Source organism: Bradyrhizobium sp. LB14.3 (genome assembly GCF_040547985.1).
Classification (GTDB): Bacteria; Pseudomonadota; Alphaproteobacteria; order Rhizobiales; family Xanthobacteraceae; genus Bradyrhizobium.
In genome coordinates, this window is sequence record NZ_JBEPQT010000019.1 from 34,320 (window position 1) to 59,123 (window position 24,804).

Annotated in this window: 24 protein-coding genes; 13 read left to right on the top strand and 11 right to left on the bottom strand. The window is 64.3% G+C overall.

Annotated features, from left to right (window positions below; genetic code table 11):
* Positions 1 to 26 precede the first annotated feature (26 nt).
* Complete coding sequence (gene ppa, locus ABIB00_RS27820) at positions 27 to 560, bottom strand: inorganic diphosphatase (protein WP_247352428.1); 534 nt, start codon at positions 558 to 560, stop codon at positions 27 to 29.
* Between the two features lie 177 nt (positions 561 to 737).
* Positions 738 to 1,247, bottom strand: a complete 510-nt coding sequence (locus ABIB00_RS27825; protein ID WP_007598725.1) for a GNAT family N-acetyltransferase — start codon at positions 1,245 to 1,247, stop codon at positions 738 to 740.
* Positions 1,248 to 1,509: 262 nt separating this feature from the next.
* Here ABIB00_RS27825 and ABIB00_RS27830 point away from each other — a divergent pair, with 262 nt between their 5' ends.
* Together ABIB00_RS27830 and ABIB00_RS27835 are read left to right on the top strand one after the other, a co-directional pair.
* Positions 1,510 to 2,400 (top strand): alpha/beta hydrolase family protein, encoded by an 891-nt coding sequence (locus ABIB00_RS27830; RefSeq protein WP_354048422.1) that lies wholly within the window; start codon positions 1,510 to 1,512, stop codon positions 2,398 to 2,400.
* Positions 2,401 to 2,443: 43 nt separating this feature from the next.
* The gene (locus ABIB00_RS27835; protein WP_354106558.1) at positions 2,444 to 2,851 is read left to right on the top strand and encodes a thiol-disulfide oxidoreductase DCC family protein; all 408 of its coding nucleotides are present in this window, start codon (positions 2,444 to 2,446) and stop codon (positions 2,849 to 2,851) included.
* Positions 2,852 to 2,863: 12 nt separating this feature from the next.
* On the opposite strand, the gene ABIB00_RS27840 is transcribed toward ABIB00_RS27835, so the two are convergent.
* Entirely contained in the window at positions 2,864 to 4,108 is a 1,245-nt protein-coding gene (locus ABIB00_RS27840; RefSeq protein WP_354106615.1) for a flavin monoamine oxidase family protein, read from the bottom strand.
* A 125-nt stretch (positions 4,109 to 4,233) separates the two neighbouring features.
* Positions 4,234 to 6,060 (bottom strand): translational GTPase TypA, encoded by a 1,827-nt coding sequence (typA, locus tag ABIB00_RS27845; protein WP_247444147.1) that lies wholly within the window; start codon positions 6,058 to 6,060, stop codon positions 4,234 to 4,236.
* Between the two features lie 501 nt (positions 6,061 to 6,561).
* On the opposite strand from typA, the gene ABIB00_RS27850 reads away from it, so the two are divergent.
* Entirely contained in the window at positions 6,562 to 6,888 is a 327-nt protein-coding gene (locus tag ABIB00_RS27850; RefSeq protein WP_354106559.1) for an ArsR/SmtB family transcription factor, read from the top strand.
* Complete coding sequence (locus ABIB00_RS27855; protein ID WP_247352417.1) at positions 6,885 to 7,322, top strand: SRPBCC family protein; 438 nt, start codon at positions 6,885 to 6,887, stop codon at positions 7,320 to 7,322. The genes ABIB00_RS27850 and ABIB00_RS27855 overlap by 4 nt, the downstream gene beginning before the upstream one ends.
* Positions 7,323 to 7,423: 101 nt before the next feature.
* Here the strand turns inward: ABIB00_RS27855 and ABIB00_RS27860 are convergent, their stop codons facing one another.
* The gene (locus ABIB00_RS27860) at positions 7,424 to 8,209 is read right to left on the bottom strand and encodes a Crp/Fnr family transcriptional regulator (RefSeq protein ID WP_354106560.1); all 786 of its coding nucleotides are present in this window, start codon (positions 8,207 to 8,209) and stop codon (positions 7,424 to 7,426) included.
* A gap of 161 nt (positions 8,210 to 8,370) precedes the next feature.
* On the opposite strand from ABIB00_RS27860, the gene ABIB00_RS27865 reads away from it, so the two are divergent.
* Entirely contained in the window at positions 8,371 to 8,769 is a 399-nt protein-coding gene (locus tag ABIB00_RS27865; protein WP_247444144.1) for a response regulator, read from the top strand.
* A gap of 6 nt (positions 8,770 to 8,775) precedes the next feature.
* Here ABIB00_RS27865 and ABIB00_RS27870 read toward each other — a convergent pair whose 3' ends face one another.
* On the bottom strand, positions 8,776 to 10,317 hold the full coding sequence (locus ABIB00_RS27870; RefSeq protein ID WP_354106561.1) for an alkaline phosphatase D family protein: 1,542 nt from the start codon (positions 10,315 to 10,317) through the stop codon (positions 8,776 to 8,778).
* Between the two features lie 90 nt (positions 10,318 to 10,407).
* Positions 10,408 to 11,853 (bottom strand): TAXI family TRAP transporter solute-binding subunit, encoded by a 1,446-nt coding sequence (locus ABIB00_RS27875; protein WP_354106562.1) that lies wholly within the window; start codon positions 11,851 to 11,853, stop codon positions 10,408 to 10,410.
* Between the two features lie 152 nt (positions 11,854 to 12,005).
* Here ABIB00_RS27875 and ABIB00_RS27880 point away from each other — a divergent pair, with 152 nt between their 5' ends.
* Positions 12,006 to 12,308: a 4a-hydroxytetrahydrobiopterin dehydratase gene (locus tag ABIB00_RS27880; protein WP_247352408.1), complete on the top strand. Its 303-nt coding sequence runs from the start codon at positions 12,006 to 12,008 to the stop codon at positions 12,306 to 12,308.
* Positions 12,309 to 12,409: 101 nt separating this feature from the next.
* The gene (locus ABIB00_RS27885; protein ID WP_354106563.1) at positions 12,410 to 12,790 is read left to right on the top strand and encodes a YkvA family protein; all 381 of its coding nucleotides are present in this window, start codon (positions 12,410 to 12,412) and stop codon (positions 12,788 to 12,790) included.
* A 165-nt stretch (positions 12,791 to 12,955) separates the two neighbouring features.
* Here the strand turns inward: ABIB00_RS27885 and ABIB00_RS27890 are convergent, their stop codons facing one another.
* The 3 genes from ABIB00_RS27890 to ABIB00_RS27900 form a co-directional block, all read right to left on the bottom strand.
* Positions 12,956 to 14,122: a TAXI family TRAP transporter solute-binding subunit gene (locus ABIB00_RS27890; RefSeq protein ID WP_354106564.1), complete on the bottom strand. Its 1,167-nt coding sequence runs from the start codon at positions 14,120 to 14,122 to the stop codon at positions 12,956 to 12,958.
* A gap of 18 nt (positions 14,123 to 14,140) precedes the next feature.
* Complete coding sequence (locus ABIB00_RS27895) at positions 14,141 to 14,863, bottom strand: hypothetical protein (RefSeq protein ID WP_354106565.1); 723 nt, start codon at positions 14,861 to 14,863, stop codon at positions 14,141 to 14,143.
* A gap of 445 nt (positions 14,864 to 15,308) precedes the next feature.
* Positions 15,309 to 16,283 carry an NADPH:quinone oxidoreductase family protein gene (locus ABIB00_RS27900; protein WP_354106566.1) on the bottom strand — a complete coding sequence of 325 codons (975 nt, stop codon included), beginning with the start codon at positions 16,281 to 16,283 and terminating at the stop codon, positions 15,309 to 15,311.
* A gap of 205 nt (positions 16,284 to 16,488) precedes the next feature.
* On the opposite strand from ABIB00_RS27900, the gene ABIB00_RS27905 reads away from it, so the two are divergent.
* The 6 genes from ABIB00_RS27905 to argG all read left to right on the top strand — a co-directional run bounded on the left by ABIB00_RS27905 (position 16,489) and on the right by argG (position 22,405).
* The gene (locus tag ABIB00_RS27905) at positions 16,489 to 17,328 is read left to right on the top strand and encodes an SDR family oxidoreductase (RefSeq protein WP_354106567.1); all 840 of its coding nucleotides are present in this window, start codon (positions 16,489 to 16,491) and stop codon (positions 17,326 to 17,328) included.
* 117 nt (positions 17,329 to 17,445) lie between these two features.
* Complete coding sequence (locus tag ABIB00_RS27910; protein WP_247444135.1) at positions 17,446 to 18,108, top strand: invasion associated locus B family protein; 663 nt, start codon at positions 17,446 to 17,448, stop codon at positions 18,106 to 18,108.
* Positions 18,109 to 18,292: 184 nt separating this feature from the next.
* Positions 18,293 to 19,486 (top strand): dual-specificity RNA methyltransferase RlmN, encoded by a 1,194-nt coding sequence (gene rlmN / locus ABIB00_RS27915; protein WP_247352395.1) that lies wholly within the window; start codon positions 18,293 to 18,295, stop codon positions 19,484 to 19,486.
* Between the two features lie 159 nt (positions 19,487 to 19,645).
* Positions 19,646 to 20,140, top strand: coding sequence for a hypothetical protein (locus ABIB00_RS27920; protein ID WP_247352392.1), 495 nt, complete (start codon positions 19,646 to 19,648; stop codon positions 20,138 to 20,140).
* A 57-nt stretch (positions 20,141 to 20,197) separates the two neighbouring features.
* A complete protein-coding gene (locus ABIB00_RS27925; protein WP_354106568.1) occupies positions 20,198 to 20,974 on the top strand; it encodes a phosphatase PAP2 family protein in 777 nt (258 codons plus the stop codon).
* 93 nt (positions 20,975 to 21,067) lie between these two features.
* Complete coding sequence (gene argG, locus ABIB00_RS27930; protein WP_354106569.1) at positions 21,068 to 22,405, top strand: argininosuccinate synthase; 1,338 nt, start codon at positions 21,068 to 21,070, stop codon at positions 22,403 to 22,405.
* Between the two features lie 160 nt (positions 22,406 to 22,565).
* Here argG and ABIB00_RS27935 read toward each other — a convergent pair whose 3' ends face one another.
* Entirely contained in the window at positions 22,566 to 24,695 is a 2,130-nt protein-coding gene (locus tag ABIB00_RS27935; RefSeq protein ID WP_354106570.1) for an OmpA family protein, read from the bottom strand.
* Positions 24,696 to 24,804 lie beyond the last annotated feature (109 nt).

A 24,804-nucleotide genomic window follows, 5' to 3' on the forward strand; every position in this document is an offset into this window, starting at 1 on the left:
CGCTGCTGCGCCGGGAGAAGGACAGCTCAGGCCTTCTTCTTCTCGCGATCAATGCCTTCGAGGATCAGCTTGTGCGCATCCTCGGGGCCGCCCCAGCGCAGGATCTTCACCCACTTGCCGGGTTCGAGATCCTTGTAGTGCTCGAAGAAGTGCTGGATCTGCTGGAGCGTAATGTCCGGCAGGTCGGAATACGATTTCACCTTGTCGTAGCGCTGCGTCAGCTTCGAGGACGGCACCGCCAAAATCTTCTCGTCGCCGCCGGCTTCGTCTTCCATGAACAGCACGCCGACCGGGCGCACGCTCATGACGGCGCCGGGGATGATGGCGCGGGTGTTGATGATCAGGACGTCGCAGGGGTCGCCGTCATCGGACAGCGTGTGCGGGATGAAGCCGTAGTTACCGGGGTAACGCATCGGCGTGTAGAGGAAGCGGTCGACCACCAGCGTGCCGGCTTCCTTGTCCATCTCGTATTTGATCGGCTCACCGCCCACAGGGACTTCGATGATGACGTTGACGTCCTGTGGTACGTTTTTCCCGATCGAGACCGCATCGATACGCATTCAAGGCTCCGTTGTTGCCGAGGTTAAATCGCACCCGGCAGCGATTTTGGCGCTGTCATACGCGGGCTTGCCCCGCTGATCCATCGCGTTTTTGTGAAATAATGAATCCAGCGATCACCGGCTCAAAAGGCAGCGGTATCGACGGAAGGGAAGCGCTGCCGGCTGGACTTCAGCAGCTCAATTGGTCCAAGCGAAGGCAACCTTGTCGAGCGACTTCGGCCCGAAACGCTCCGACGAGCGCGCCACCATGCGGCCGCCCAAGGCACGGTAGAACTCGGTGGCCGGATCGTTGTCCGAGAGTGCCCACACCACCATGCTCTTCAGGCCGCTCTGCATCAGGTCGCGGCGGGCCGCGGTGAACAGGCGGCGGCCGAAGCCCAGGCCTTGGAATTCGGGACGCAGATAGAGCTCATAGACCTCGCCGTCGAAATGCAGGCTGCGGGCGCGGTTGCGACCGTAATTGGCATAGCCCGCGATCTTGTCGCCGAACACCAGCACGCTGACGCGGCTGCCCTTGCGGATCGCGCTGTCCCACCATTGCGGACCGCGGCGGTTGATCAGCTTTTCCAGCTCGGCGCCGGGAATGATGCCTTGATAGGCGGAGCGCCAGGCTTCGTCATGGGTGGACGCCACCGCGGTTGCATCTGCGGCTTTGGCCGGCCGGACCTCGATCAGGGTTGTGCTCATGGACGCAATCAAACCAAGTCGCCGCGCCAACGGCAAGACCTATCGTTAATTATGGGTTAACCTGTGGACTTTCTGCATCAGTATTTTCACCATGTTGTACCGAAAAAAGACAAGGCGCCGATTCGAATGGCACCGGAGTGCCGTGCGTCGGTGCAAAACTGCTTTGCGGCAACGAATGAACGGCAATGGCAACGCAGAAAGTCTGCCGATATTGATTCGTTCCTATTAGTGTGACGGTCGCTGTTCTCGCCTCCGGCAATTCATGCGGCTCCTCAACACCCTCGTGCTTCTGCCTCTCCTGGCCCTGCTGACTGCGCCGCCTCTGTGCGCCCAGGTCACGTTTGGCTCGTCCGGAGCGGAGGGTGATCCATTTCGCCGGCAGCAATGGCGCGTGCCATCGCCGGGTACCGACATCGCCGCGCATGCTCTGCTGTTTCGCCCGCCAGGTGCCGGCCCGTTCCGGCTTGCGGTGATCGCGCATGCCTCGACGCAAAATGGCTTGCGGCGCGCGCAAATGCCACAGCCGGAATATCGCGCGCTCACCGCATTCCTCATCGCGCGCGGCTTCGCCGTGCTGGTGCCGGAACGGCTCGGCCATGGCGCGACCGGCGGCCGCTATGCCGAGGACCAGGGCGGCTGTGACGAGGCGGACTATGCGCGCTCGGGCCGCGCAACGGCCGACGCAATCTCACTCGCGCTGGAGGATTTGCGAAAGCAGGATTTTATCCGCGAGGACGCCGCGATCGTGATCGGCCATTCCGCCGGCGGTTGGGGCGCGTTGGCGTTCGCGAATGCCGATCCGAAAGCGATCTCCGCCATCATCGCCTTTGCGCCGGGACGCGGCGGCCATGCCAATGACGAGCCGAACCGGATCTGCGCGCCGCAGACGCTTCTCGCGGCAGCGGCTGAATTCGGCAAGGCCGCGCGCATCCCCGTCACGTGGCTCGTTGCCACCAATGACAGCTATTTTGCACCGGCATTCTCGAAAATGTTGGTCGACGCATTTCGCGGCAGCGGCGGCAAGGTCGATTTCCGCACCCTGCCGGCCGCCAGCGGCGAGGGGCACTGGACGATCGAAACCGAGGCCGGCGTCAAAGCCGCGAGTGCCGAACTCGATCGCGCACTGAAGCCGGTGGCTGGCAAAAAGCCATGACGCTGTATTTCCTGGTCGCGCTCCTGACGCTGGATAAGCGCTGATGCCAAAATGGCCCGACGACGACGTGATCCTGTTCGACGGCGTCTGCATCTTCTGCTCGCGCTGGGTGCGGTTCGTAGCCGCGCGCGACACGGCGAAGCGGTTTCGCTTCACGCCGATCCAGTCGGACTATGGCGCCCGGCTCGCGCGCACGTTCGGCATCGATCCGGATGATCCGGATACAAACGCCGTTATCCATGGCGGCGAGGTGTTCGTGAAGTCAGACGCCGCGCTGACGGTGCTGTCGAACTTGCCGGGATGGAATTGGACGCGCGCGTTGTTCGCCGTGCCCAAACCATTGCGAAACGCTGTGTACGGCCTCATCGCACGCAACCGCTATCGCATCTTCGGCAAGTATGACGCGTGCTTTGTGCCGGACGCGGATTTACGGGCACGGGTGATCGAATGACGGAGTTTGCTGTTACGGCTTGTTTGAAGCCGCCAGCACTTCCTGCGCCGCGCGCTCCCCTGAGTCCCTCGCGCCATGCGCCGTCGTGAAGAAGTTCGGCGACGTCGCTTCTCCCGCAAAGAACAACCGCCCATCTACCGGCGCGGTCAGCACGGCGCGGTCGCCGGAGTGGCCCGGCAGCGCGTGCGAATATGAGCCTCTCGCGAAGGGATCGTGGGCCCAGCGGGACTCGTAGAGCGGCTTCAGCTTTTGCCTGATGTCGTTGCCGAGAAAGCCTGCGATTTCGTCGATGCTTTGCGCGGCGATCGCGCCTTCGCCGGCGGCTTCCAACTCGCGGGCAAAGCTGCCGCCGAAAAAGCCTTCGATGCAGGGCTGGCCGAACGGGCGGATGTGGTAGGTGCCCATGGCGGTACGCATGGTGGCGCCGCGCAAATTACCTTCTTTCGGAAAGGCTTCGGCGTCCTCGAGCGCAAGCGTCACCTTGTCGTCGACGCCGAGCGGCAGGCCGGCTGCGGCATCGACCTTGGCGCGCAAGGCAGGTGAGAACCGGATTGCTTCGTCGGCGATCAGGTTGGTCGGCACGGTGACGATCACCTTGTCCGTGGCCAGCGCGCCCTGTGAAGTTTCGATGCGGATGCGCTGGCCGGAATGATCGATCAGCGTGACGTTGCAGTTCAGCGCCACCGGGCAAGGCGCGCCATAGGCCGCGATCAGGGTCCCATATCCGGCCCGCACGCGCCAATTGAAGTAGGTGTCCTCGTAGGCTTCCATGTCCAGGAGCGAGACCTGATCGAGCTCGCACCCGTTCACATAGGTCGAGACCGCGTCGATCATGGGATTCCAGCGGTTGCCGGGTTCGAGATAGCGGGAGGCGGGAGCATCCTCGCCTGCTTCCGCAGCCTCGGAGGCGCGATCGTAGAACTGATCGATCGCGCGCACGAAATCCTGGCGCAGAATTTCCGGAAACGCGTCGCCAAAGGCGCGATCGCTCCAGGGCGGCAGGTCGTTATTGAGTTCGAAATTGAGCTGCCGAGCGATCGGAACGAAGGAGTTCTTGTCCGCCGAATGCAGCCAGCCGCAGCCGACGTCGAAGGTGACTTCGGGCGAGGCCTGTACGGTCCAGGCGCGGCCGCCGAGCCTGTTACGCGCCTCCAGCACGATCACGGAAAGGCCTGAGCCTGCCAGCGCATGCGCCGCGCCGAGGCCGGCGGCGCCCGCGCCGATGATCGCGACGTCGACTGAGGAGGGAAGGGACATAGCGGTCAATTTCATCGTCATGCCCGGGCTCGTCCCGGCATCCACGTCATTGACACCAGTATCGAAGACGTCAATGGCCGGGACAAGCCCGGCCATGATGCATTCGTCGTGTGTCTGAGTGGCTCTTACGCCACCGCTTCCTTGGACTTTTCCGCACGCTTGCGTTCGTTGGCGTCGAGGTGCCGCTTGCGCAGACGGATCGACTTCGGCGTGATCTCGACCAGCTCGTCGTCCTCGATATAGGCCAGCGCCTTTTCCAGGGTCATCCGGATCGGCGGCGTCAGGCGCACCGCTTCGTCCTTCGAGGTGGTTCGGATGTTGGTGAGCTGCTTGCCCTTGAGAATGTTGATCTCGAGGTCGTTCTCGCGGGTATGCTCGCCGACGATCATGCCCTTGTAGACCTTCCAGCCTGGCTCGATCATCATCGGACCACGATCTTCCAGCTTGAACATGGCGTAAGCCACCGCTTCGCCCTGGTCGTTGGAGATCAGGACGCCGTTGCGGCGGCCCTGGATCTCGCCCTTGTAGGGCGCGTAGCCGTGGAACAGACGGTTCATGATCGCGGTGCCGCGCGTGTCGGTGAGCAGTTCGCCCTGATAGCCGATCAGGCCGCGGGTCGGCGCGTAGAACACCAGCCGGAGGCGGTTGCCGCCGGACGGCTTCATCTCGACCAGCTCGGACTTGCGCTCGCTCATCTTCTGCACGACGACGCCGGAATGCTCCTCGTCGACGTCGATGACGACTTCCTCAATCGGCTCCAGGGTGGCGCCGGTGGCCTCGTCCTTCTGCAGCACGACGCGCGGACGCGACACCGAAAGCTCGAAGCCTTCGCGGCGCATGGTCTCGATCAGGATCGCGAGCTGCAATTCGCCGCGGCCCGAGACTTCCATCGCGTCCTTGTCGGAGGCTTCGACGACCCGTAGCGCGACGTTGCCTTCGGACTCGCGCAGCAGGCGGTCGCGGATCATGCGGCTGGTCACCTTGTCGCCTTCGGTGCCGGCGAGCGGCGAGTTGTTGACGATGAAGGACATCGACACGGTCGGCGGGTCGATCGGCTGCGCCACGAGCGGGGTCTCGACCGACGGATCGCAGAAGGTGTCGGCGACAGTGCCCTTGGTCAGGCCGGCGATCGCGACGATGTCGCCTGCGTCGGCTTCTTCGAGCGGGGTGCGCTCGATGCCGCGGAAGGCGAGGATCTTGGTGATGCGGCCCTGCTCGATCATCTTGCCGTCGGCGCCCAGCACCTTCACGGCCTGGTTCGGCTTGATCGAGCCCGAGGTGATGCGGCCGGTGATGATGCGGCCGAGATAGGGGTTGGCTTCGAGAATGGTGCCGATCATGCGGAACGGGCCTTCCTCGACGGTCGGCGGCGCGACATGGCGCACGATCAGGTCGAACAGCGGCTGCATGCCGGCTTCGTGCGACCCATCCGGGCTCTCGGCCATCCAGCCTTGCTTGGCCGACCCGTAGAGGATCGGGAAGTCGAGCTGTTCCTCGCTGGCGTCGAGCGCCGCGAACAGGTCGAACACCTCGTTGATGACTTCGGTCGCCCGCGCGTCGGGACGGTCAACCTTGTTGATGACGACGATCGGCTTCAGACCGACCTTGAGCGCCTTGGAGACCACGAACTTGGTCTGCGGCAGCGGGCCTTCGGCGGCGTCCACCAGCACCAGCGCGCCGTCCACCATGTTGAGGATGCGCTCGACCTCACCGCCGAAATCGGCGTGGCCGGGAGTGTCGACGATGTTGATGCGCGTGTCCTTCCACTGCACCGAGGCCGCCTTCGCCAGAATGGTGATGCCGCGCTCGCGCTCCAGATCGTTGGAGTCCATGGCGCGCTCGGTCACCTTCTGGTTCTCGCGGTAGGTGCCGGATTGCTGGAGGAGACGGTCGACGAGCGTTGTCTTGCCGTGGTCGACGTGGGCGATGATAGCGATGTTGCGAAGGTTCATGAGTGAGCTTCTTTGCGGTCGGACAATGGGTTAAGCGCGATCTCGCCGGTCAGACCGGGACCTGTTCTCGAAACAACGCTGAAAGTCTGGAAACGGGGCGCTTTCCGCCCAAAAAAGGAAACCCGATCTCTTCGACCGGGTACCCTGTGCGTTGCGGCGCAATATATGCAGAAACAGCCAAAAAACAATGTGTTCTTTGGCTGTTGGTTGATTGAATTTTGTCCGGGAATCCCCGGGGGTTATGGGGCAGGCTGGGCCAGAACTCGCTGATCGCCAGCCGTGCCCGGACGTTACCGGCTGCTTGCTGAAAGGCGACTTTGACCAGCCCGCAGCTTCTCCGATATTGCGAACCTCGACTCGGGCCCAACCGGATGGCGGTTAATGTTCAGGGTTCCGGGATGCCCGCCGCCGCGGCGCGGCCAGGATCATCGTGAACCACGATCCATAGGCATACGCCGATGTATGTTTGACAGATCCATAGGTAACGCCCTATGGATAATGATGAGCCAAACACAGGCGACCGAGCTCTTTCGAGTTTTGTCCGATCCTACCAGACGGGGCCTGTTCGAGCGGCTTTCGCGAGAGGGAGACCTGACCGTGAGCGCCCTAACTGCTGGCGCCCACGTCTCGCAGCCTTCGGTATCGGAACATCTCAAAGCCTTGCGCTCGGCCGGATTGGTCACGGACGAGCGTCATGGTCGGCAGGTGTTCTATCGCGCCCAGCCCGATGGTCTCGCGCCTCTTATGGATTGGCTTGGGCACTACGAAGGTTTCTGGCGCGAGCGCTTCAATCAAATGGAAAATTTACTGAGGGAGATGGATCAGTGACCGAAGCTGTCGCCCTGCGCTCATTGATTGTTGAGCGCACGCTGCCTTACCAACCCGACAAGGTGTGGCGTGTACTGACGCGGCCAGCTCTCATTGACCGATGGTTGATGAAGAACGACTTCGAGCTTCGCGTCGGCCACCATTTTAATTTTCGCGCACAGCCCATCTACGGATGGAATGGCGTCACGGACTGCGAAGTTCTGGAAATCGTTCCGAACGAGCGGCTGGTCTACAGTTGGAACGCATCCGGCGAACAGGCCAAAGGCGGCCTCAAAACCATCGTGACCTGGACATTGACAGCAGTCGGCGGCGGCACAGCCGTTCGGATGGAGCAATCTGGCTTCCGGCCGGAAGACGAAGGCGGCTATCGCGCTATGGGCGGCGGTTGGCCAGGCATGCTGGCCAAAATGGAAGAGGTCGGATCCGACTTTTAGCAAACTGCTCGCGGGCATTATCGGATCGTATTTCAATTCTTCCCGCTCAACAGTTCTGGCATGGGTTCGCGGTCTTATTGAGCCAGGCTTCGGCGCGCGTATCAGCGTTTGGACCTCATGCCGAGTTGAGGTTCGCCCTCCTCGGTCGGATAGACCCCGCGCAGCACCTCCTCGAAGTGCATCTTCACGGCCTCGTTGCACATGCAGGCGCGCAGGCGGAGACCCTCGCGGTTGCGGACCAGGATCGATCCGCGCCGTGTGTCGAGCACGCCTTCCGCCTTGAACGACTGGAGCACGCGGCTGGCATAGCTGCGGCCGACGCCGAGCAGCGTCGCGAGTTGTTCGTGCGTCAGCGGCACGCTGCTCGCGTCGCCGGTCCGCTCCATCGCCGCCAGCATCCATTTGGCGGTGCGCTGCTCGATCGAGTGAATGGCGTTGCAGGCGGTGGACTGGAAGATCTGCGCCAGCATGCAATCGGCGTAGCGAGCGAAGACATGGCGCAACGACGGCGAGCGCTGCTTGGCGGCCTCCAGCTTGCTGACATGAATTCGCGCAAACGGCCCGCCGAATTTCACGCAGATCCGGGTATAGGCCGGCAGATAGCCCTCGCTGACGATGCCGCCGACCGCGCCTTCGCGGCCGACCAGAATGGTCTCGACATCGCGGCCGTCCTCATTGGGAACCACAAAGGTCGCAAGCGCCGGCCCGCATGGAAAATGGACCACTTGGACGTCGTCGCCGGGGTTGTAGAGCAGTTCATTCGCCGTGGCGTTTTCGACCATGACGTGTGGTGCAAGCAGGGTGAAATCGGCCTGGCTCAAGCGCCGCAGCAGATTGTTGGTCGGCCGGCTGTCGATCTCGGTGGCGTTGCTGGTGCGCGCGTCCATCTTAAACTCCCATCCGCCTCCACATTAGCTAGTTCCAACCAGGTCCTGTGTGCACAAGTGGACAGACCTAACAACTGCGATGTGGTGGGTTTCGTTCCGGGAACCCTCCGGCGCGCTGCGCGCAGGCGTCGTGACGCGGCTGTCCTGATCAGAGAAACCTCATGCTCCAAGTTGTGGCGATGGCACCCGCTCTTTCCGATGGTTCAGACTGTCCTGCCGATGTCCTGATCGTCGAGGACGATCCGATCATCGCAATCGACTTCGAGGATCGCCTGCTCGGATTTGGCGTGAAGAGCGTGCGCACGGTGGGATCGGTGGCGCAGGCGCTGGCCGCGATCGCGGCGCGGGCTCCCGATTTTGCGCTGCTCGACGTCGAGCTGAGCCGCGAGAAGAGCTTTGCGGTCGCCGAGCGGCTGGCGGCCCTGCAAATTCCCTTCGTCTTCGTCACCGGTTACGACGCCGAAGCACGGATCGCTCCCGATTTCGTCAAGCGGCCGCGTCTGCAAAAGCCATGCTCGAGCGAGGCGCTGGAGATCGCGCTACGGTCGCGTGGCGCCTGAAGCCGGTCAAGCCGGCTTGGGATCAAGCGTGGTCGACCACAGCGCGACGTCGGCGCGGTCGCGCAAGGTCACCGTCATCTGGCCGGACCCGCCGTCGATCTTGACGTGACCGAAAAATTGCATGCCGGTGGACGGCGGCAGGTTCTGGTCGTCCTTGCCCGGCGCCTTGACGAAGCGCACCTCCGGCCCAAAAGTGTTATCGAGTTCGTTCGGACCGAACGTGCCCGCATGCAGCGGCCCCGAGACGAATTCCCAGAACGGCTCGAACTCCTGGAATTGCGCCTTGTTCGGATCGTAATAATGCGCGGCGGCGTAGTGCACGTCCGCGGTCAGCCACACGGTGTTCTTGATCGGCGCCATCTTGATGAAGCGCAGGATGTCGGCGATCTCGAATTCGCGGCCGCGCACCGGGCCGTCACCCTGCGCAAACGCCTCGGAGCCGCCCTTCGGCGTGTCTGACACGACGAGGCTGAGCGGCATGTCAGAGGCGATCACCTTCCAGGTCGCGCGCGAATTTAGGAGGCCGCGCTTGAGCCAGGCCATCTGGTCCGGGCCGAGGAAGTAGCTGGCCGGGCCGTAAGCGGTCTCGAGATTGGGGCCGTTCGGGCCGCGATAGCCGCGTTCGTCGAGCACAAACAATTCGAGATGCGGGCCGTAGGAGATCTGGCGATAGACCCGGCCGGGCTCGACAATGCTCTCGCGCATCGGATACATCTCGTGGAAGGCGCGGCCTGCGCGCGCCGCGAGCAGCGTGACGTCGCGCTCCTTGTAGGTCGCTGGCAGCTCCTTCGACAGCGACCAATTGTTGGTCACCTCATGGTCGTCCCACTGCACGAAGATCGGCACTTCGGCGTTGAAGGCGCGAACGTTGTCGTCGGTGAAATTGTATTTGTGCGCGGCGCGGTACTCGTCCAGCGTCTCGGCGACCTTGGCCTTCTCGGGGATCGTAACGTTCTTCCAGATCTTGCCGTCGGCGAGCTTTACCTCGGACTGGATAGGACCGTCGGCATAGATGGTATCGCCGGAGTGCAGAAAGAAATCCGGACGGTGCTTGCGCATCGCCGAGAAGGTGAACATGCCGCCGTCGTCGGGATTGATGCCCCAGCCTTGTCCTGCGACGTCGCCGCCCCAGACGAAGCTGACGTTGCGGCGGTCGGCGGGCGCGGTGCGGAAGCGGCCGGTCACCGGCTCGCTCTCCACCGCGGTGTGCGAAAGGTCGCGGAAGCGGACGCGATAAAAGATGTCCTGCCCGCCCGGCAAGTTTTCGATCAGCATCTTTGCGGTGAAGTCGCTCTCGGGCAGCGCCGCGATCGGCGGCAGCGCGCGGGCATCCCTGAACGACTCCGTCGTCGCCACTTCGACCAGCATCTGCGAGGGACGGTCGGCGCGCGCCCAGACCACGCCACCGTCGACGGTGACGTCGCCAGACTGCACGCCATGGGTCACAGCCGGCCGGTCGGCCGCGCGGGAGAGATGGGGCATTGCGACCGCGCCAAGCGCGCCGGCACTGGTCGTCAGGAAACGACGGCGTGAAAATTTGATGTTCATGGGACGGTCTCGATATCGCGTGACGCGGACCGCCCAAGGCGGCCGCTACGGTGAAGTCCGACGCTATATCGAGACAATGTGACGCAGCGATTACGCGCTGCCGGCGGCCCTGAACTGCGCGCCCGCACGTTGCAGGTTCTGCGGCAGGCTGAACAGCACAGCCTTACGATCGGCGACGGCCGCATGGAACTGGTCGAGCGCGATGTTGAAGGCGGTGAGCGCGGCTTCTTCGACCGCGCCGTGATCGAAGCAGCGCAGCGTATTGCGCAGGATGTCGTCGGCCTCGGTCTGCATCTGGTCGAGGTCTTCGGTCGTCTCGCTCTTGCGTGCCGCCGCGATCATGTCGAGCAGGCGTTCACGCTGATGATTGTTGTTGTCGCGCTCGTCCTTCTTCAAATAGCCCGCAAACCAGGCGCCGATCGAGCCCATGGCCGAGAGCGCCATCAGGGTCCACCAGATGTAATCGCTGTATTTGTCGAGGAAGGTCTTTTCCTCGCCGTCGACGAAGGCGGCCGCGCCGGGATGCACCGGGATCACCGCATCCTTGTCGGTGTCGGGCGTTTCGATCTTCGCCGCCAGCGGGAATTCAGTCACCAGTTGCTGGCGCACGGCAAAAAGCTGGCGCGTGAACGCGGCGATGTTGGTTTCGGATACGCCTTTGCGCGCCACGATGTGGTGCGAAAAGCTGATCGTCTTGACCTCGTCGTCGGGGCGAACGGGTGAGCCGCCATAGGTGCCGGCCGGAATCTCCGAGGCTTCATAAACCGGATGGTTCTGCGCGATCGCATCCGCGGAATCGATCGCGAGGAAGACCGGCGTGCCGCCTTCCCTGGCAGTGGCGGCGATCGCGTCCGACGTAATCTTGCTGTTGACAGGGCCGGCCGCGAGATAGGCATCGGCCTTCTGGGCCTTGATCGCCTCGGCGGCTTCGTTGGCGGGGAACTGTATGACCTCGACCTTGGCAGGATCGACGCCGTATTGCTGGAGGATCACCTTGAGCAGATTGACGTTAGCCTGGGTGCGGCCGATCACCCCGACCCGATGGCCGGCGAGCTGCGCGATCTTGGTGATCTTCGCGCCCTTCTTCTTGCCCTTGCCGGGCACGGTCCACAGCACCACGACGTTCTTGCGCAGGGTCGCGACCGCTTGCGCGTTCTTCGGCACGTCGACGTCGCCGCGCACGATGGCGAGATCAACCTTGCTTTCCGCGAGCGCCTCGGCGCTGGCTGTGGCGCCGTCGGTCTGGATCGGCCGAAGCCGCACCTGACTCTTGTTCTGAGTGAAGGCCTGCGTCAGCGCCTGCACGACCTTGAGGTCATCGCTGTTGGCGGGACCGACCGCGATCTTCAGCGTCACCGGCCGCATCGCGAAATAATAGCCGCCGGCAAGCGCGCCCACGATCGCAAGCACGAGTGCCAGAGATACGAGCGCCGTCTTCCGCGCCGCTGATCGCGGCGAAGGCGGGGTGGGCGCTTCAGCCAGGTCCAATCCCCCGGTCATCGATCTCCCGAACAGTCGCTTGAGGTTCAGTTTCATCTTGGCCGGCGATTTACACCCGCAAGTGTAGCAAATTTCCTGTCCGGCGGGGTTACATCTCCGTCATGGTTAGCGGACGGCACAAATCCCGTATGAACCCGGGGCGCCAGCACGGTGTTAGGGTAAAGTTCCCCTGAAGGACGGAGGCGACGATGGCAGAACGGCTCGAGGCGGAGGCGCGCAGGCAGGCGCTGGGCGGACTCCCTGGCTGGACCGTGGTTCAAGGACGCGACGCGATCGGGAAGACCTTTGTCTTCAAGGATTTCAACGAGGCGTTCGGCTTTATGGCCCGCGTCGCGCTGGTCGCCGAAAAGATGGACCACCACCCCGAATGGCGCAACGTCTACAAGACGGTGGAGGTGGTGCTGGCGACCCATGATGCCGGCGGCGTCACCGCGCTCGACATCGAGCTTGCCAAGGCGATGAACGCCATCGCCAAGCTGACACCAGGCTGACATCTTGCGAGGCGCTGCCGCGTCCCCATCTTGTGATCAGCACGCGATGCGGCGATCTGCCGCTCTGACGCCACCCTTGGCTGAAGTGGAGTTTGTCGACCATGGCTGCCGAGCACAGCGTTGGTTTCGAGCCGGCCGACCGGCTCGCGGAAGATCGCGAGAGCGTGCGCCGCCGTTTCTGGCGCAAGCTGAAGCGTGTCGCCGCGCAACTGCCTTTCGCAGAGGATCTGCTCGCCGCCTATTACTGCGCCTTCGACCGGCAGACGCCGCGCCATATCCAGGCGTCGCTGCTCGGGGCGATCGCCTATTTCATCCTGCCGTTCGACTTCGTTCCCGACGTGATGCCGATCCTCGGCTTCACCGATGACGCCGCCGTGCTCGCCACCGCGATCCGCATGGTCGCCAGCCACATCACGAACGAGCATCGCGAAGCCGCCCGCGCCGCACTGAAGCGCGGGGTGGATGAGGTGGAGGCGATCTAGGAGCCGTGTCGTAGCGTTCGCCACAAGCACGCTGTCATTCCCCGCGAAGGCGGGGAATCCAGTACGCCGCGACCGTTCGGTTCAATCATTGCCGCGTCCGGGGTACTGGATCGCCCGGTCATCAAGCCGGGCGATGACGACTGAGTGTGTGGATACGAGCGCTCGCTACTTCTTCTCCGGCCCAGCTTGCGCCCGCGCCTTCTCCGCGTCCCACGCCTGGAATTGCTTGAAGAGCGTCTCCCTGTCCGCGTCGGAGACTTTCGCAGCCGTGGAGCTCTGCTTCAAAAAGGCCTCGAAGCGCTTCTGCGTCACTGGCTCGACGCCGTGTTTGTCGAGCCATTGCTGCGCCACCGGCAATCGGCTCCAGCCGGACAGCGGTGCCGCGAGCGAAACCTCCTTCCATTTGGGATGGAAAGGCGGGTTCTGGAGCGCAGGGAATTTCGTGAAGAACGCGTCCACGAACAGCGCGAGCTTGCGGTAGCGCTCGGTGTTGGGCGCCCAATTATAGGGCGCGAGCACCGCCGGCACCGCGATCGTGTCGACGCTTTCGCCCTCCTTGATCAGGTTCGGATAGTCCTTTGCAGTCAGCGTCGCCGGCAGATAGTCGTTCTGGAGCGGCTTGGCATAGTCGACCTTCGCAAGATGAAAGCGGCCGTCATTGCCGAACGTCGAGACCGATTTGTACGGCTTGCCGCCGACCACGATGACGGCGTCGATCTCGCCCGCCTTCAGCTTTTCCATCGCGATGCGCTGCTCGACATAGACGAATTTTGCCTTGATCCCGAGCCGTTCGAACACGGTGAGCGCGGTGACGAAGGTGCCGCCGTTCGGCAGATCGACGCTGACAGTCTTGCCTTCGAGGTCTTTGAGCGTCGCAACCGATTTCGGTGCGATCACCTGCATCTCCTCGTTGTAGAGTTTTGTCACATAGGTGAACTGCCGCTTGATGTCCTTGGCAAAACCCTTGCGCTCGAGATAGTCGAGCGTGTCGGCCCGCACGACGCCGAGATCGACGCCTTGCAGGAACAGGATGTCGGCGACGCTCTGTACCGAGCCACGGCCGACGATCGGCAGCACGCGAATCTTGTTGCCGTCGTCGAGCACGGAGGCGAGATCGGCGCCGAACTGCACATAGGTGCCGCCGATCGTGCCTGTTATCAGCGTGACGGTGTTGGCGTTCAGCGCCTGCTTGGTCGAGCTCGAGCCGAACTGGAAGATGGCTTTCAAACTGTCCGATACTTTGGCCGGATCGTATTCGGTCTGCTCGGCGCGGGCGGTGAAGGCACACATCGTCATGATGGCGGCAAGCGCCATTCGCAAAGTGTTACGCATGATGTTCCCTGAAGAGTTCTAGTTCTGAAACCGGGCGAGGCGCTGGCGTGCCTCCGCAGATCCGAGTGATGCAGCTCGCTGGTACCAGTCACGTGCGACCGATGCGTCGGCAATGACGCTCCGCGCGTCGCTGGTGCCAAGCACCGCGGGGTCATAGCTCTGTGCGAGCAGAAGCGCGGCCGTTGCATCCCCAGCATTGGCCGCGCGTTCGAGCAGCAAACGCGCCGATGTGATGTCGCCGATGCCGATCAGGCTCCTTGCGCGCGTCATCAGCCCTGCCAGCGTCTCGGCATCGAGTGCCCTGACGGGCTCGGGTGGTGGAAGCTGCGCCACGAGCGGCGCCGGTGCCGGCACGGGACCTTGGGTTTGCAGCGCGATCTGATAGGCGGTCGCGATCGCTTCGCGGCTTGGCGTCGACGGTGCAGGGAGGGCCTGCGGGTCGGCGCTCGCCAGCATCGGGTTGGTTACGCGGGCGGGATCCTTCAGCGGGGTCTGCCGGGCGGCCGGCGGACCGACCGGTGTCGCAATTTGCTGCGCGGCTGTGTCGGTCCAGCCTCCGGCATCGCCGGCCAGCAGCCGGCGAAGGTCGGACTGAAACAACGTGACCGGGATCGCGAGGGTGGACGCCACCAGAATGGCGGCCAGAACGCGCGAGACCATCCTCGTTCTGGGACGCAAACCCGGTGGCGCGTACTCCAATGGGTCCGGTGCCCCGAGCGGATCGGACAGGAACAGCGGCATTGGATCATCTGAAATATCGGCCCGTGCGGCGCGCGCACGGATGTAGGACCTGGCAGGCGGATGTGACGCAGATTGATCGGAGTCGAACGCCCCCGACTCCCTGGACGGACGGTATGCCGTCGTCTCCATGGTGTGATGCTCCCCATTACTACGCAACGCAGGGGCCTTCCCGGCTCCAGTCTTCTTGTTATTGTCCAGAAGCGCCCCGCAAACTGGAACCGGTAAATCGCCGTCCGATTCAGCCCAAAAAACGACGGCGGTTTGCGCGAATTGGGAAACATTTGGGTTTGATTACGGCGAGGCGGGGGAATGCACCGCAATTTTGGCGGTGATGGTTGATGGCATTTTCACCATGGAGCGCGCACGAAAAAACCGGCGCAGCTTCAGCAGCGCCGGCTTTCGCGCGATGACGGTTGCGCATGGGGCGACTGCGTCGCCCCTGACCTCACGGATGCAAGATCACCTTGCCCATGGCCTGGCGTCCCGCGAGCACCTTCAGCGCGTCGGCAGTCTGTGCCAGCGGGAAGACGCGGTCGACATGCGAGGAGATTTTTCCTTCCGCCGTCCACTTCACGAGCTTCTCGAGATTGGCGCGGTTCTTTTCCGGGTTGATGCGCGTCCAGGCGCCCCAGAACACGCCGCGGATGTCGCAGCCCTTCAGCAGTGCGAGGTTCAGCGGCATCTTCGGAATGTCGCCGGCGGCAAAGCCGATCACCAGGAAGCGGCCCTCCCAGGCGATCGAGCGCAACGCCTGCTCGGCATAGGTGCCACCAACCGGATCGAAGATGATGTCGACGCCCTTGCCGGCGGTAAGTTTTCGCAAGCCTTCCTTCAAATCTTCCTTGCCGTAGTTCAACGTCAGCTCGGCGCCATGCGCTTTCGCGAATTCGAGCTTCTCGTCCGACGAGGCGCAGGCGATCACCTTCAGGCCCATCAGCTTGCCGAGCTCGCAGGCGGCAAGGCCCGTGCCCCCGGCGGCGCCCAGCACCGCGAGCGTCTCGCCCGGCTTCGGGCTCGCGCGATCTTCCAGCGCATGCAGCGCCGTGCCGTAGATGATGATGATGCCGGCCGCGCGGTCATAGTCGAGATTGTCGGGAATCTTCACGATCGATGCCGCCGGCAGCGCGATCTTTTCGCGCGCGCCGTTGTGGCCGCAGGAGGCCACGACGCGGTCGCCGACCTTCACGTCGGTCACGCCGGGACCGACGCTCTCGATCACGCCCGCGACTTCGGCGGCCGGCGAGAACGGGAACAGCGGCTTGATCTGGTACTTGCCCTGGATCATCAGGATGTCGAAGAAGTTCAGCGCCGCAGCCTTGATCGCGATCACAGCTTCGCCGGGACCTGCCACCGGATCCGGCACGTCGGCCAGAACGAGATCGTCGGGCTGGCAATATTGCGAGCAGAGGATGGCTTTCATGGCGGCACCTTGGGCGTTTCGAGTGGAATTACAGTTTGCCCGTTTCTGCCGGATTTAGGTACGGGCGACAATCCGGTTTCTTTGTAGAAACTGCGCGCCGGCCTATCCTCCAGTCATCGTGAGCAATCCAGGCTATTTCCGCGGTACGGTTTCCGGATGGCTTGCCTTCGCTCGCAACGACGAAATAACAAGAAGGATTCAAACGATGTTTGAAACGAGCCTGCTTAGGGACAAGCGCATCCTCGTCACCGGTGGTGGCTCGGGTCTCGGCGCGGCGATGGGGCGCCGCTTCCTTGCGCTCGGTGCGGAGCTCGTGATCTGCGGTCGCAAGCTCGATCGGCTGGAAGCGACGGCGAGCGAGATGCGCGAAGAGACCGGCGGCAAGATCACCACCGTGGCCTGCGATATCCGCGACGGCACCGCCGTCGAGAGCATGATGGATGCCATCTGGCGCGAGGCGCCGCTCGATATTCTCGTCAACAATGCCGCTGCGACCTTCATCGCGCAGAGTGAGCATTTGTCGTTCCGTGCAGCGGATGCGATCCTCGCGCCGACGCTGCATGGCGCGATGTATTGCACGCTTGCCGCCGGCAAGCGCTGGATCGAGGGCAAGCATGGCGGCGTCGTGCTCTCGATCCTCTCGACCTCGACCATCACCGGTCGCGCCTTCACCGTGCCGTCGGCGATGGCGAAGTCGGCGATGCTGGCGATGACCAAGAGTCTTGCGGTCGAGTGGGGCCCGAAGGGCATCCGCACCGTCGCGATCGCGCCAGGACCGTTCCCGACCGCTGGTGCCTCAGGGCAGCTTCGCCCCGAGGGCCGCGACGAAGGGTGGGCCGCGCGCAACCCGATGGGGCGCGCCGGCGAGCACAGCGAGCTCGCCGACCTCGCCAGCTTTCTGATCTCCGATCGTGCCGGCTACATCAACGGCGAGATGGTGGTGATCGACGGTGGCGCGCATTTGCGCAGCTCCGGCGCCGAGGATTTGTTGCGCTGGACCGATGCGCAATGGACGGAGCAGCGTGCGGCGCGATCCAGGGCCTAGTCACCGCAACCTTCCCTAACTGCCTTCCCAAATTGGACTTTTCCGGCTATCCCTGCCGCGGGGACAACGCGCGGCCGGGCCATCTTCCAGTCACAATATTGAGGGAACCACTCCAGCATGTGGCGGGTGCTGATTTTAGCTCTAATGACTGGCGTGGCAGCCGGTGGAATCACCAATTCCGCGCGGGCGCAGACGGCGCAACCGGCGCCCAAAACTGCACCGAAGGAGGCCGCGCCGAAATCGGCTGCGCCGGCGGCCCATACGACCGGAAAGACGGCTGCAAAGCCCGAGAGCAAGCCGATGGCCGCTCCCGCGGCGGTTGCGGGCGGCGCCGAGCCAACCCTGATCGGCCAGTTCGGCACCTGGGGCGCCTATTCGGCCGCGCCCAACGGCAAAAAGGTCTGCTTCGCGCTGGCCAAGCCGTCGTCGTCGAAGACCAACCCGCCGAATCGGCCGCGCGATCCAGCCTATGCCTTCGTCTCCACCCGCCCGGCGGAGAAGGTCAACAACGAAGTCTCGGTCATGATCGGCTACGCGCTGAAGCCGGGCTCCGAATCCTCGGTCGAAGTCGGCGGCGGCGCTTTCGCCATGTACTCGCAGGGCGACGGTCTCTGGATCAAGAACGCGGCCGAGGAAGAGCGGATGGTCGAGGCCATGCGCAAATCCGCCGATCTCGTGGTCAAGGGCGTCTCAGCCAAAGGAACCGAGACAACCGACACCTTCTCGCTGAAGGGCCTCGCGCAGGCGCTTGACCGGATTTCGCAGGATTGCAGGCGTTAAGGCTGCGGGCGGTATCACGGTCGCAATCGGCGGTTCCGGTTGCTATATAGGGGCTATTCCCAAGGTACAGCCGTCATGGCCGGGCTTGTCCCGGCCATCCACGCGCTGGCTACGGGCGGATAAAGAACGTGGATGCCCGGGACAAGCCCGGCCATGACGAGACAGCAGCAATCTCAGGCAACCGATGACCGAGCCGCACAACGCAACACTGGTGGAGAAGACTCCGCTCGAAACCTATGTGCCGCCGGCGAGGCCCTCGCTCGTCGGTCTGTCGCGCACCGAGCTTGCCGATTGCCTCGGCGAGATCGGCGTCGCGCCGGCGCAGCGCAAGATGCGCGTGCAGCAGCTGTGGCATTGGCTCTATTTCCGCGGCGCCCGGAGCTTCGACGATATGACGTCGATCTCGAAGGGCATTCGGACCGATCTCGCTGAGCGCTTTACCGTCGACCGGCCCGAAGTCGTGGCGGAGCAGGTCTCCAACGACGGCACCCGCAAATGGCTGCTTCGGCTGCCGAGCGGCGACAATGTCGAGCGGGCGCATGAAGTCGAGTGCGTCTACATCCCCGAAACCGATCGCGGCACGCTGTGTGTGTCCTCCCAGGTCGGCTGCACGCTGAATTGCTCCTTCTGCCACACCGGCACGCAGCGGCTGGTGCGCAATCTCACCGCCGGCGAGATCGTGGGACAGGTGATGGTCGCGCGGGATCGTCTGAATGACTGGGCCGATCGCGAGGACGGCACGCGTCGTGTCACCAACATCGTGATGATGGGCATGGGCGAGCCGCTCTACAATTTCGAGGCGGTGCGCGATGCGCTGCTCATCGTCGGCGACAATGAAGGCATCGGCATCTCCCGCCGCCGCATCACGCTATCGACGTCGGGCGTGGTGCCGAACATCGTGCGTGCCGGTGACGAGATCGGCGTGATGCTCGCGATCTCGCTGCATGCGGTGCGTGACGAGCTGCGCAACGAGCTCGTGCCGCTCAATCGCAAATATCCGATCGCCGAGCTGCTGCAAGCCTGCCGAGATTATCCCGGCGCGTCCAACGCGCGCCGCATCACCTTCGAATATGTGATGCTCAAGGGCGTCAACGATTCGCTCGACGATGCGAAGCTGCTGGTGAAATTGCTCAAGGGCGTTCACGCCAAGATCAATCTGATCCCGTTCAATCCCTGGCCCGGCACGGCCTATGAATGTTCGGATTGGGACCAGATCGAAAAGTTCTCCGAATACATCTTCAACGCCGGCTATTCCTCGCCGGTGCGCACTCCGCGCGGCCGCGATATTCTCGCCGCTTGCGGCCAGCTCAAGTCGGAAACTGAAAAGCTCTCGGTGCGCGAACGCCAGACGCTGCGCGCCATGGCGATGACGGATTGACCTGATCATGCTCGCGCTCTCGCCTCCTCGTCATTGCGAGCGAAGCGAAGCAATCCAGAATGTCACCGCGGAAGCAGTCTGGATTGCTTCGTCGCACCAGCGCAAAATTGCTTCGCAATTTTGTCGCGGGCTCCTCGCAATGATGGTGGTTTTGGCGTCATGTCCCTGATCGGCCGCCTCATCGTCATTTTCATCGGCTTCCTCGCCGCCTGTTTCGTCGGCGGGATGATCGTCGTCGTCGCGCTGCTGTTTCCGGAATTTGCCGATCTTGGCGCCGGCCCCGTCGATCAGGGCGCGATCGACATCCTGCTCGGCTTCGGCTTCATCTTCGTCTCGGGCTTTGCGCTGGTGCCGGCGGCGGTGATCGTCGCGATCACCGAAGCGCTCTACATCCGCAGCGCGCTTGCCTACGCCGGCGGCGGTGGCATCGTCGGGCTCGCCTGCTATCTCGGCCTGATCCCCTTTCACCCCGATACGTTGCAGTTCGAGGGCGTGGTGCGGCGGCATCTGGAGATCATGACCGGTGCCGGTATTGTCGCCGGAATCGTCTATTGGCTGATCGCCGGCCGCAACGCCGGTGCCTGGCGTAATCCGCCGCCCCCGCGCACGCCGCCTCCGCCGCTGCCGGCGAATTCAAGGCCGGATTCGCGGTGACTTTCCTTGCTTCCGCCGGGGTTTCCATCCCCGCCCCACTCCGCTAAACCGCGCGCCATGAACCGGACCGGACTCTTCATCGCCCTGGCGCTGTGGCTCGTGATCGGCGTCGTTTTCGGCCTCTATCCCGAGCTCGATCTCAAGCTTGCTGCGCTGTTCTTCGACCCTGACACCAAGTCGTTTCCGCTCAAGCTGAACGGCTGGGCCGGCTTCGCGCGCGATGCCGCGATGTGGGTCTCCTGGGCGTTCGTGCTGCCTCCGTTGATCGCGCTTGTGGTCAAGATGGTCCGTCCCGACCGCCCGCTGATGGTATCGGGGCGCGCGATCGTCTTCCTGCTGGTCACGATCATCCTGTCGGCCGGCATCCTGACCAATCTCACCTTCAAGACCTATTGGGGTCGGCCGCGCCCGGTGGTGGTGACGCAGTTTGCCGGCGACCAGCAATTCGTGCCGTGGTGGGATCCGCGCGGCGGCTGCGCGCGCAACTGCTCGTTCTTCTCTGGCGAGGGCGCGACCGCGTTCTGGACGCTGGCGCCGGCGGCACTGGCGCCGCCGGCGTGGCGGCCGCTCGCTTATGCCGGAGCGGTGGTGTTCGGCCTCGTGACCAGCGGGCTGCGGATGGCCTTCGGCGGCCACTTCTTCACCGATGTCTCGATCGCCGGCCTCGTGACCTTCGTCGTGATCTGGTTTGCCTTCGCGCTGATCTACCGCTGGCCGCGGACCCGGTTCTCGGACGCGGCGGTCGATGCCACCCTGACCCGGCTGAACTGGCCCGCCTACAGGCTTCGTCAGCGCCTGTTCGGCCGCAAGACGGGCGCCGAGCCCTCAGTTTGAGCCATTAAATGGGTGCCGAGACCCGCGAAATTTGATAATCGCGCGGTCAACCCGTGAAACGACATCAGCCCTTCGAGACCGATTGGAAGCCCCATGACCACGATCCTGAAAAGCCTGCCCAAGGGTGAGAAAGTCGGTATCGCTTTTTCGGGCGGCCTCGACACCAGCGCGGCGCTGCTCTGGATGAAGCAGAAGGGCGCGCGCTGCTACGCCTATACCGCCAATCTTGGCCAGCCGGATGAAGCCGACTACAACGAGATCCCGCGCAAGGCGATGGAGTTCGGCGCCGAGAAAGCGGTGCTGGTCGATTGCCGCACGCAGCTCGTCCACGAAGGCATCGCCGCGATCCAGTCCGGCGCCTTCCACATCTCGACCGGCGGCATCACTTATTTCAACACCACGCCGCTCGGCCGCGCCGTCACCGGCACGATGCTGGTCGCGGCGATGAAGGAAGACGGCGTCAACATCTGGGGCGACGGCTCGACCTTCAAGGGCAACGACATCGAGCGCTTCTACCGCTACGGCCTTCTGACCAATCCGGGCCTGCGCATCTACAAGCCCTGGCTCGACCAGCAGTTCATCGACGAGCTCGGCGGCCGCGCCGAGATGTCGGCCTTCATGACGGCGCAGGGCTTTGCCTACAAGATGAGCGCCGAGAAGGCGTACTCGACCGACAGCAATCTGCTCGGCGCCACGCATGAGGCCAAGGATCTCGAAAGCCTCGACAGCGGCATCAAGATCGTCAACCCGATCATGGGCGTGCCGTTCTGGCGCGACGACTGCAGCGTCAAGGCCGAGAAGGTCGTGGTGCGTTTCGAGGAAGGTCAGCCGGTTGCGCTGAACGGCCAGACCTTCAGCGATCCCGTCGCGCTGTTCCTCGAAGCCAACGCGATCGGCGGCCGCCACGGCCTCGGCATGAGCGACCAGATCGAGAACCGCATCATCGAAGCCAAGAGCCGCGGCATCTATGAAGCGCCGGGCATGGCGCTGCTGCACATCGCCTATGAGCGCCTCGTCACCGGCATCCACAACGAGGACACCATCGAACAATATCGCATCAGCGGCATGCGTCTCGGCCGCCTGCTCTATCAGGGTCGCTGGTTCGATTCGCAGGCCCTGATGCTGCGCGAGACCGCGCAGCGCTGGGTCGCGCGCGCCGTCACCGGCGAGGTGGCGCTCGAGCTGCGCCGCGGCAACGACTATTCGATCCTCAACACCGAGAGCCCCAACCTCACCTATGCGCCGGAGCGGCTCAGCATGGAGAAGGTGGAGAACGAGGCGTTTACACCGGCCGACCGCATCGGTCAGCTCACCATGCGTAACCTCGACATCAACGATACCCGCGCCAAGCTGAAGCTTTACAGCGACACGGGTCTGCTCTCGGGCAGCGAAGGCTCGCAGATATTCCGGCTGGAGAACGACAAGGATTAGCCGGAACAGGGATTGCGATTTCGTTCGTCATTGCGAGCGAAGCGAAGCAATCCAGAATCTTTCCGCGGCGGCAGTCTGGATTGCGTCGTCGCTTCGCTCCTCGCAATGACGAAAAAAATGGCCGGGATCGCTCCCGGCCATTTTGCATTTGTGTGTCGCCTCAGCGCGGCGGCGCAGTGCCGGGCGGGGGCGGCGGCAGTGAGGCCTGGCCGCCGTTGAGCAATGGCGTGATGTTGCGGACGGTGACGCGCCGGTTGATCGCGCTCGGCTCTTGCGTCTGCTCCTTCAGGTACTGCTCGCCGTAGCCCTGCGACGTCAGGTTCTCAGCCGGCACACTGAATTGCTGGGTCAGCAATTCGGCCGCGGATTGCGCACGGCGGTCCGACAATGACAGATTGTCGACGTCGTTGCCGACCGCGTCGGTGTGACCTTCGATCAGGAAGACCACGCGCGGGTTGGCCTGGATAGCGCGGTTGAGACCGTCGGCGATCGCTTGCAGCTTCTCCGCCTGGTCCGGTGGGATGGTCCACGATCCTGTCTCGAAGTTGATCGTGTTGACGTCGATGCTCGGCATTTGCATGCGAACATTGGGGCTGTAGCGGATCTCGTCGAGCGTGTAGCGGCGATCGATCCGCTGCACCGGCGGTGCCACCATGGTCTGGTAGATCACGTCCGGCGACGCCTCCTCGGCGTCGACGATGTAGCGATCGTAGGGAATGTTGACCACCGGAGGCGGCGCGTCGACGTAGAAGCCGCCGACCGACCGCGGATCGCGGTAGCTGTTGTCGATGATGATGATCTCGCGCCCGGCTGGGTCCCTGCGGATTCGACGCAGCAATCGACCGTCCTGACCCACCACGGTGATGATCTCGCTGCCGTCGGGACGGATCACCACGGTGCGGTTATCGCCGCCGACAGTGTCGGTGCGGATGTCGCGGGCGCCATAGCGGAAGCGATAGAGATCGTTGCCGCGGACGTATGTCTGCCCACCCGGATCTCGAACGATGATGCGGTCCGGCTCGGTGTAAACGGTGCGGCCGCCTTCGACGGATTCGCGTCGCTGGTTGCGGTAGTCGGCGATGGTGGCGCCGATCACAGCACCGGCGACGACACCTGCACCGATCGCGATCGGCGTCAGATCACGCTGTGGCGGACGCGGCGGTGGTGGCAGGGGTGTGGTCGTCGTGGGCGCGGCGCGGAAGGCCGGCGCAACCGTCGGCGGAGCGTATTGCGCCCTGTTGGGCGGTGGGGTTGCGGCCGCCGAGCCGGGGACGGTGCTCGGCGCTGCGGCCCCGGGGGGAGGCGTCGGCCGGGGTGGGACACCTGCCTGCGGCTGGGTCGGTGGAGCTCCCGCAGCGGGCGCGCCAGCAGGAGGGGTTCCACCCTGACGACCGGGCGGGGACGTTACGGCGCCGCCTGGGGCCGGCGTCGCTGTCGGGGCCGGGGTAGCGCCGGGTGCGGGAGCCGAACCCGGACGTCCGGACGGCGGCGGCGTCGGAGCGCCACCGGGTGCCGGCGTGGCGGTCGGTGCGGGTGTAGCGCCTGGAGCAGGTGACCCTGCGGCCGGAGGCGCGCCAGGACGTCCGCCAGGGGGCGGTGCACCGGGGCGGCCGGTCGGCGGCGTGCCCGGCGTGCTGCGCGGAGCCGGGGTTGCAGTCGGCGCAGGGGTTGCTGTCGGAGCGGGCGTGGCGGTTGGGGCATTAGGCGTCGCCGGGCGCGCTGTGGGAGCGGCAGGTGCCGGAGCAGGCGTCGCCGTGGGAGCAGGCGCGGGCCGTCCCGAAGGGCCCGCTGCGGGAGGCGGCGGTGGCGTCGGGCGAGCCGAAGGCGGCGGCGTGGGCGCGTGCTGCTGCGGAGCTGCGGCGGGCGGCGGTGTGGGAGCCGGGCGCGCCGCGGGCGGTGCCGGAGGCGGCGCATGCTGTTGCGGAGCCGCAGCCGGCGGCGGCGAAGGCGGCTTCGGCGCGGCAGGCGGCGGTGGGGGCGTCGGACGGGCCGCAGGTGGCGGTGGCGGCGCTGCTGGGCGCGGCGGTGCGGCGGCCGGCGGAGGCGCCGCGGGCGGATGGGGCGGTGCAGCTGCGGGCGGCGGTGCGGCCGGGCGCGCGGGCGCCGCCGGAGGCGCGGCCGCTGGTGGTCCCTTCGGCGGCTGCTTCGGTTTTCCGTCAGGGCCGGTTTCCTGTGGCTGCGCCTGCGCAACCACGAGCGGCGCTGCGCTTTGCGCATGCGATGCCGAGTTTGCCAATTGCATCGCGGTCAGAGCCGTGGTGGCAAGCAGCACGAAACGAAGATTAGTCATGATGGTGAACTTCCCCGGAAGGTTCTTTGACGACACGTTGGGATGAACAGCTACGCGTTAGGCCGGATTGTGGCGGACAAAGCGGTCGTGGCCCGATTTATTTCTGCAC

What these genes read in the sequence shown, in the direction of transcription:
- ppa (WP_247352428.1), bottom strand. Translation starts at nt 560, where the DNA reads ATGCGTATCGATGCGGTCTCGATCGGGAAAAACGTACCACAGGACGTC.
- ABIB00_RS27825 (WP_007598725.1), bottom strand. Translation starts at nt 1,247, where the DNA reads ATGAGCACAACCCTGATCGAGGTCCGGCCGGCCAAAGCCGCAGATGCA.
- ABIB00_RS27830 (WP_354048422.1), top strand. Translation starts at nt 1,510, where the DNA reads ATGCGGCTCCTCAACACCCTCGTGCTTCTGCCTCTCCTGGCCCTGCTG.
- ABIB00_RS27835 (WP_354106558.1), top strand. Translation starts at nt 2,444, where the DNA reads ATGCCAAAATGGCCCGACGACGACGTGATCCTGTTCGACGGCGTCTGC.
- ABIB00_RS27840 (WP_354106615.1), bottom strand. Translation starts at nt 4,108, where the DNA reads ATGTCCCTTCCCTCCTCAGTCGACGTCGCGATCATCGGCGCGGGCGCC.
- typA (WP_247444147.1), bottom strand. Translation starts at nt 6,060, where the DNA reads ATGAACCTTCGCAACATCGCTATCATCGCCCACGTCGACCACGGCAAG.
- ABIB00_RS27850 (WP_354106559.1), top strand. Translation starts at nt 6,562, where the DNA reads ATGAGCCAAACACAGGCGACCGAGCTCTTTCGAGTTTTGTCCGATCCT.
- ABIB00_RS27860 (WP_354106560.1), bottom strand. Translation starts at nt 8,209, where the DNA reads ATGGACGCGCGCACCAGCAACGCCACCGAGATCGACAGCCGGCCGACC.
- ABIB00_RS27865 (WP_247444144.1), top strand. Translation starts at nt 8,371, where the DNA reads ATGCTCCAAGTTGTGGCGATGGCACCCGCTCTTTCCGATGGTTCAGAC.
- ABIB00_RS27870 (WP_354106561.1), bottom strand. Translation starts at nt 10,317, where the DNA reads ATGAACATCAAATTTTCACGCCGTCGTTTCCTGACGACCAGTGCCGGC.
- ABIB00_RS27875 (WP_354106562.1), bottom strand. Translation starts at nt 11,853, where the DNA reads ATGAAACTGAACCTCAAGCGACTGTTCGGGAGATCGATGACCGGGGGA.
- ABIB00_RS27880 (WP_247352408.1), top strand. Translation starts at nt 12,006, where the DNA reads ATGGCAGAACGGCTCGAGGCGGAGGCGCGCAGGCAGGCGCTGGGCGGA.
- ABIB00_RS27885 (WP_354106563.1), top strand. Translation starts at nt 12,410, where the DNA reads ATGGCTGCCGAGCACAGCGTTGGTTTCGAGCCGGCCGACCGGCTCGCG.
- ABIB00_RS27890 (WP_354106564.1), bottom strand. Translation starts at nt 14,122, where the DNA reads ATGCGTAACACTTTGCGAATGGCGCTTGCCGCCATCATGACGATGTGT.
- ABIB00_RS27895 (WP_354106565.1), bottom strand. Translation starts at nt 14,863, where the DNA reads ATGCCGCTGTTCCTGTCCGATCCGCTCGGGGCACCGGACCCATTGGAG.
- ABIB00_RS27900 (WP_354106566.1), bottom strand. Translation starts at nt 16,283, where the DNA reads ATGAAAGCCATCCTCTGCTCGCAATATTGCCAGCCCGACGATCTCGTT.
- ABIB00_RS27905 (WP_354106567.1), top strand. Translation starts at nt 16,489, where the DNA reads ATGTTTGAAACGAGCCTGCTTAGGGACAAGCGCATCCTCGTCACCGGT.
- ABIB00_RS27910 (WP_247444135.1), top strand. Translation starts at nt 17,446, where the DNA reads ATGTGGCGGGTGCTGATTTTAGCTCTAATGACTGGCGTGGCAGCCGGT.
- rlmN (WP_247352395.1), top strand. Translation starts at nt 18,293, where the DNA reads ATGACCGAGCCGCACAACGCAACACTGGTGGAGAAGACTCCGCTCGAA.
- ABIB00_RS27920 (WP_247352392.1), top strand. Translation starts at nt 19,646, where the DNA reads ATGTCCCTGATCGGCCGCCTCATCGTCATTTTCATCGGCTTCCTCGCC.
- ABIB00_RS27925 (WP_354106568.1), top strand. Translation starts at nt 20,198, where the DNA reads ATGAACCGGACCGGACTCTTCATCGCCCTGGCGCTGTGGCTCGTGATC.
- argG (WP_354106569.1), top strand. Translation starts at nt 21,068, where the DNA reads ATGACCACGATCCTGAAAAGCCTGCCCAAGGGTGAGAAAGTCGGTATC.
- ABIB00_RS27935 (WP_354106570.1), bottom strand. Translation starts at nt 24,695, where the DNA reads ATGACTAATCTTCGTTTCGTGCTGCTTGCCACCACGGCTCTGACCGCG.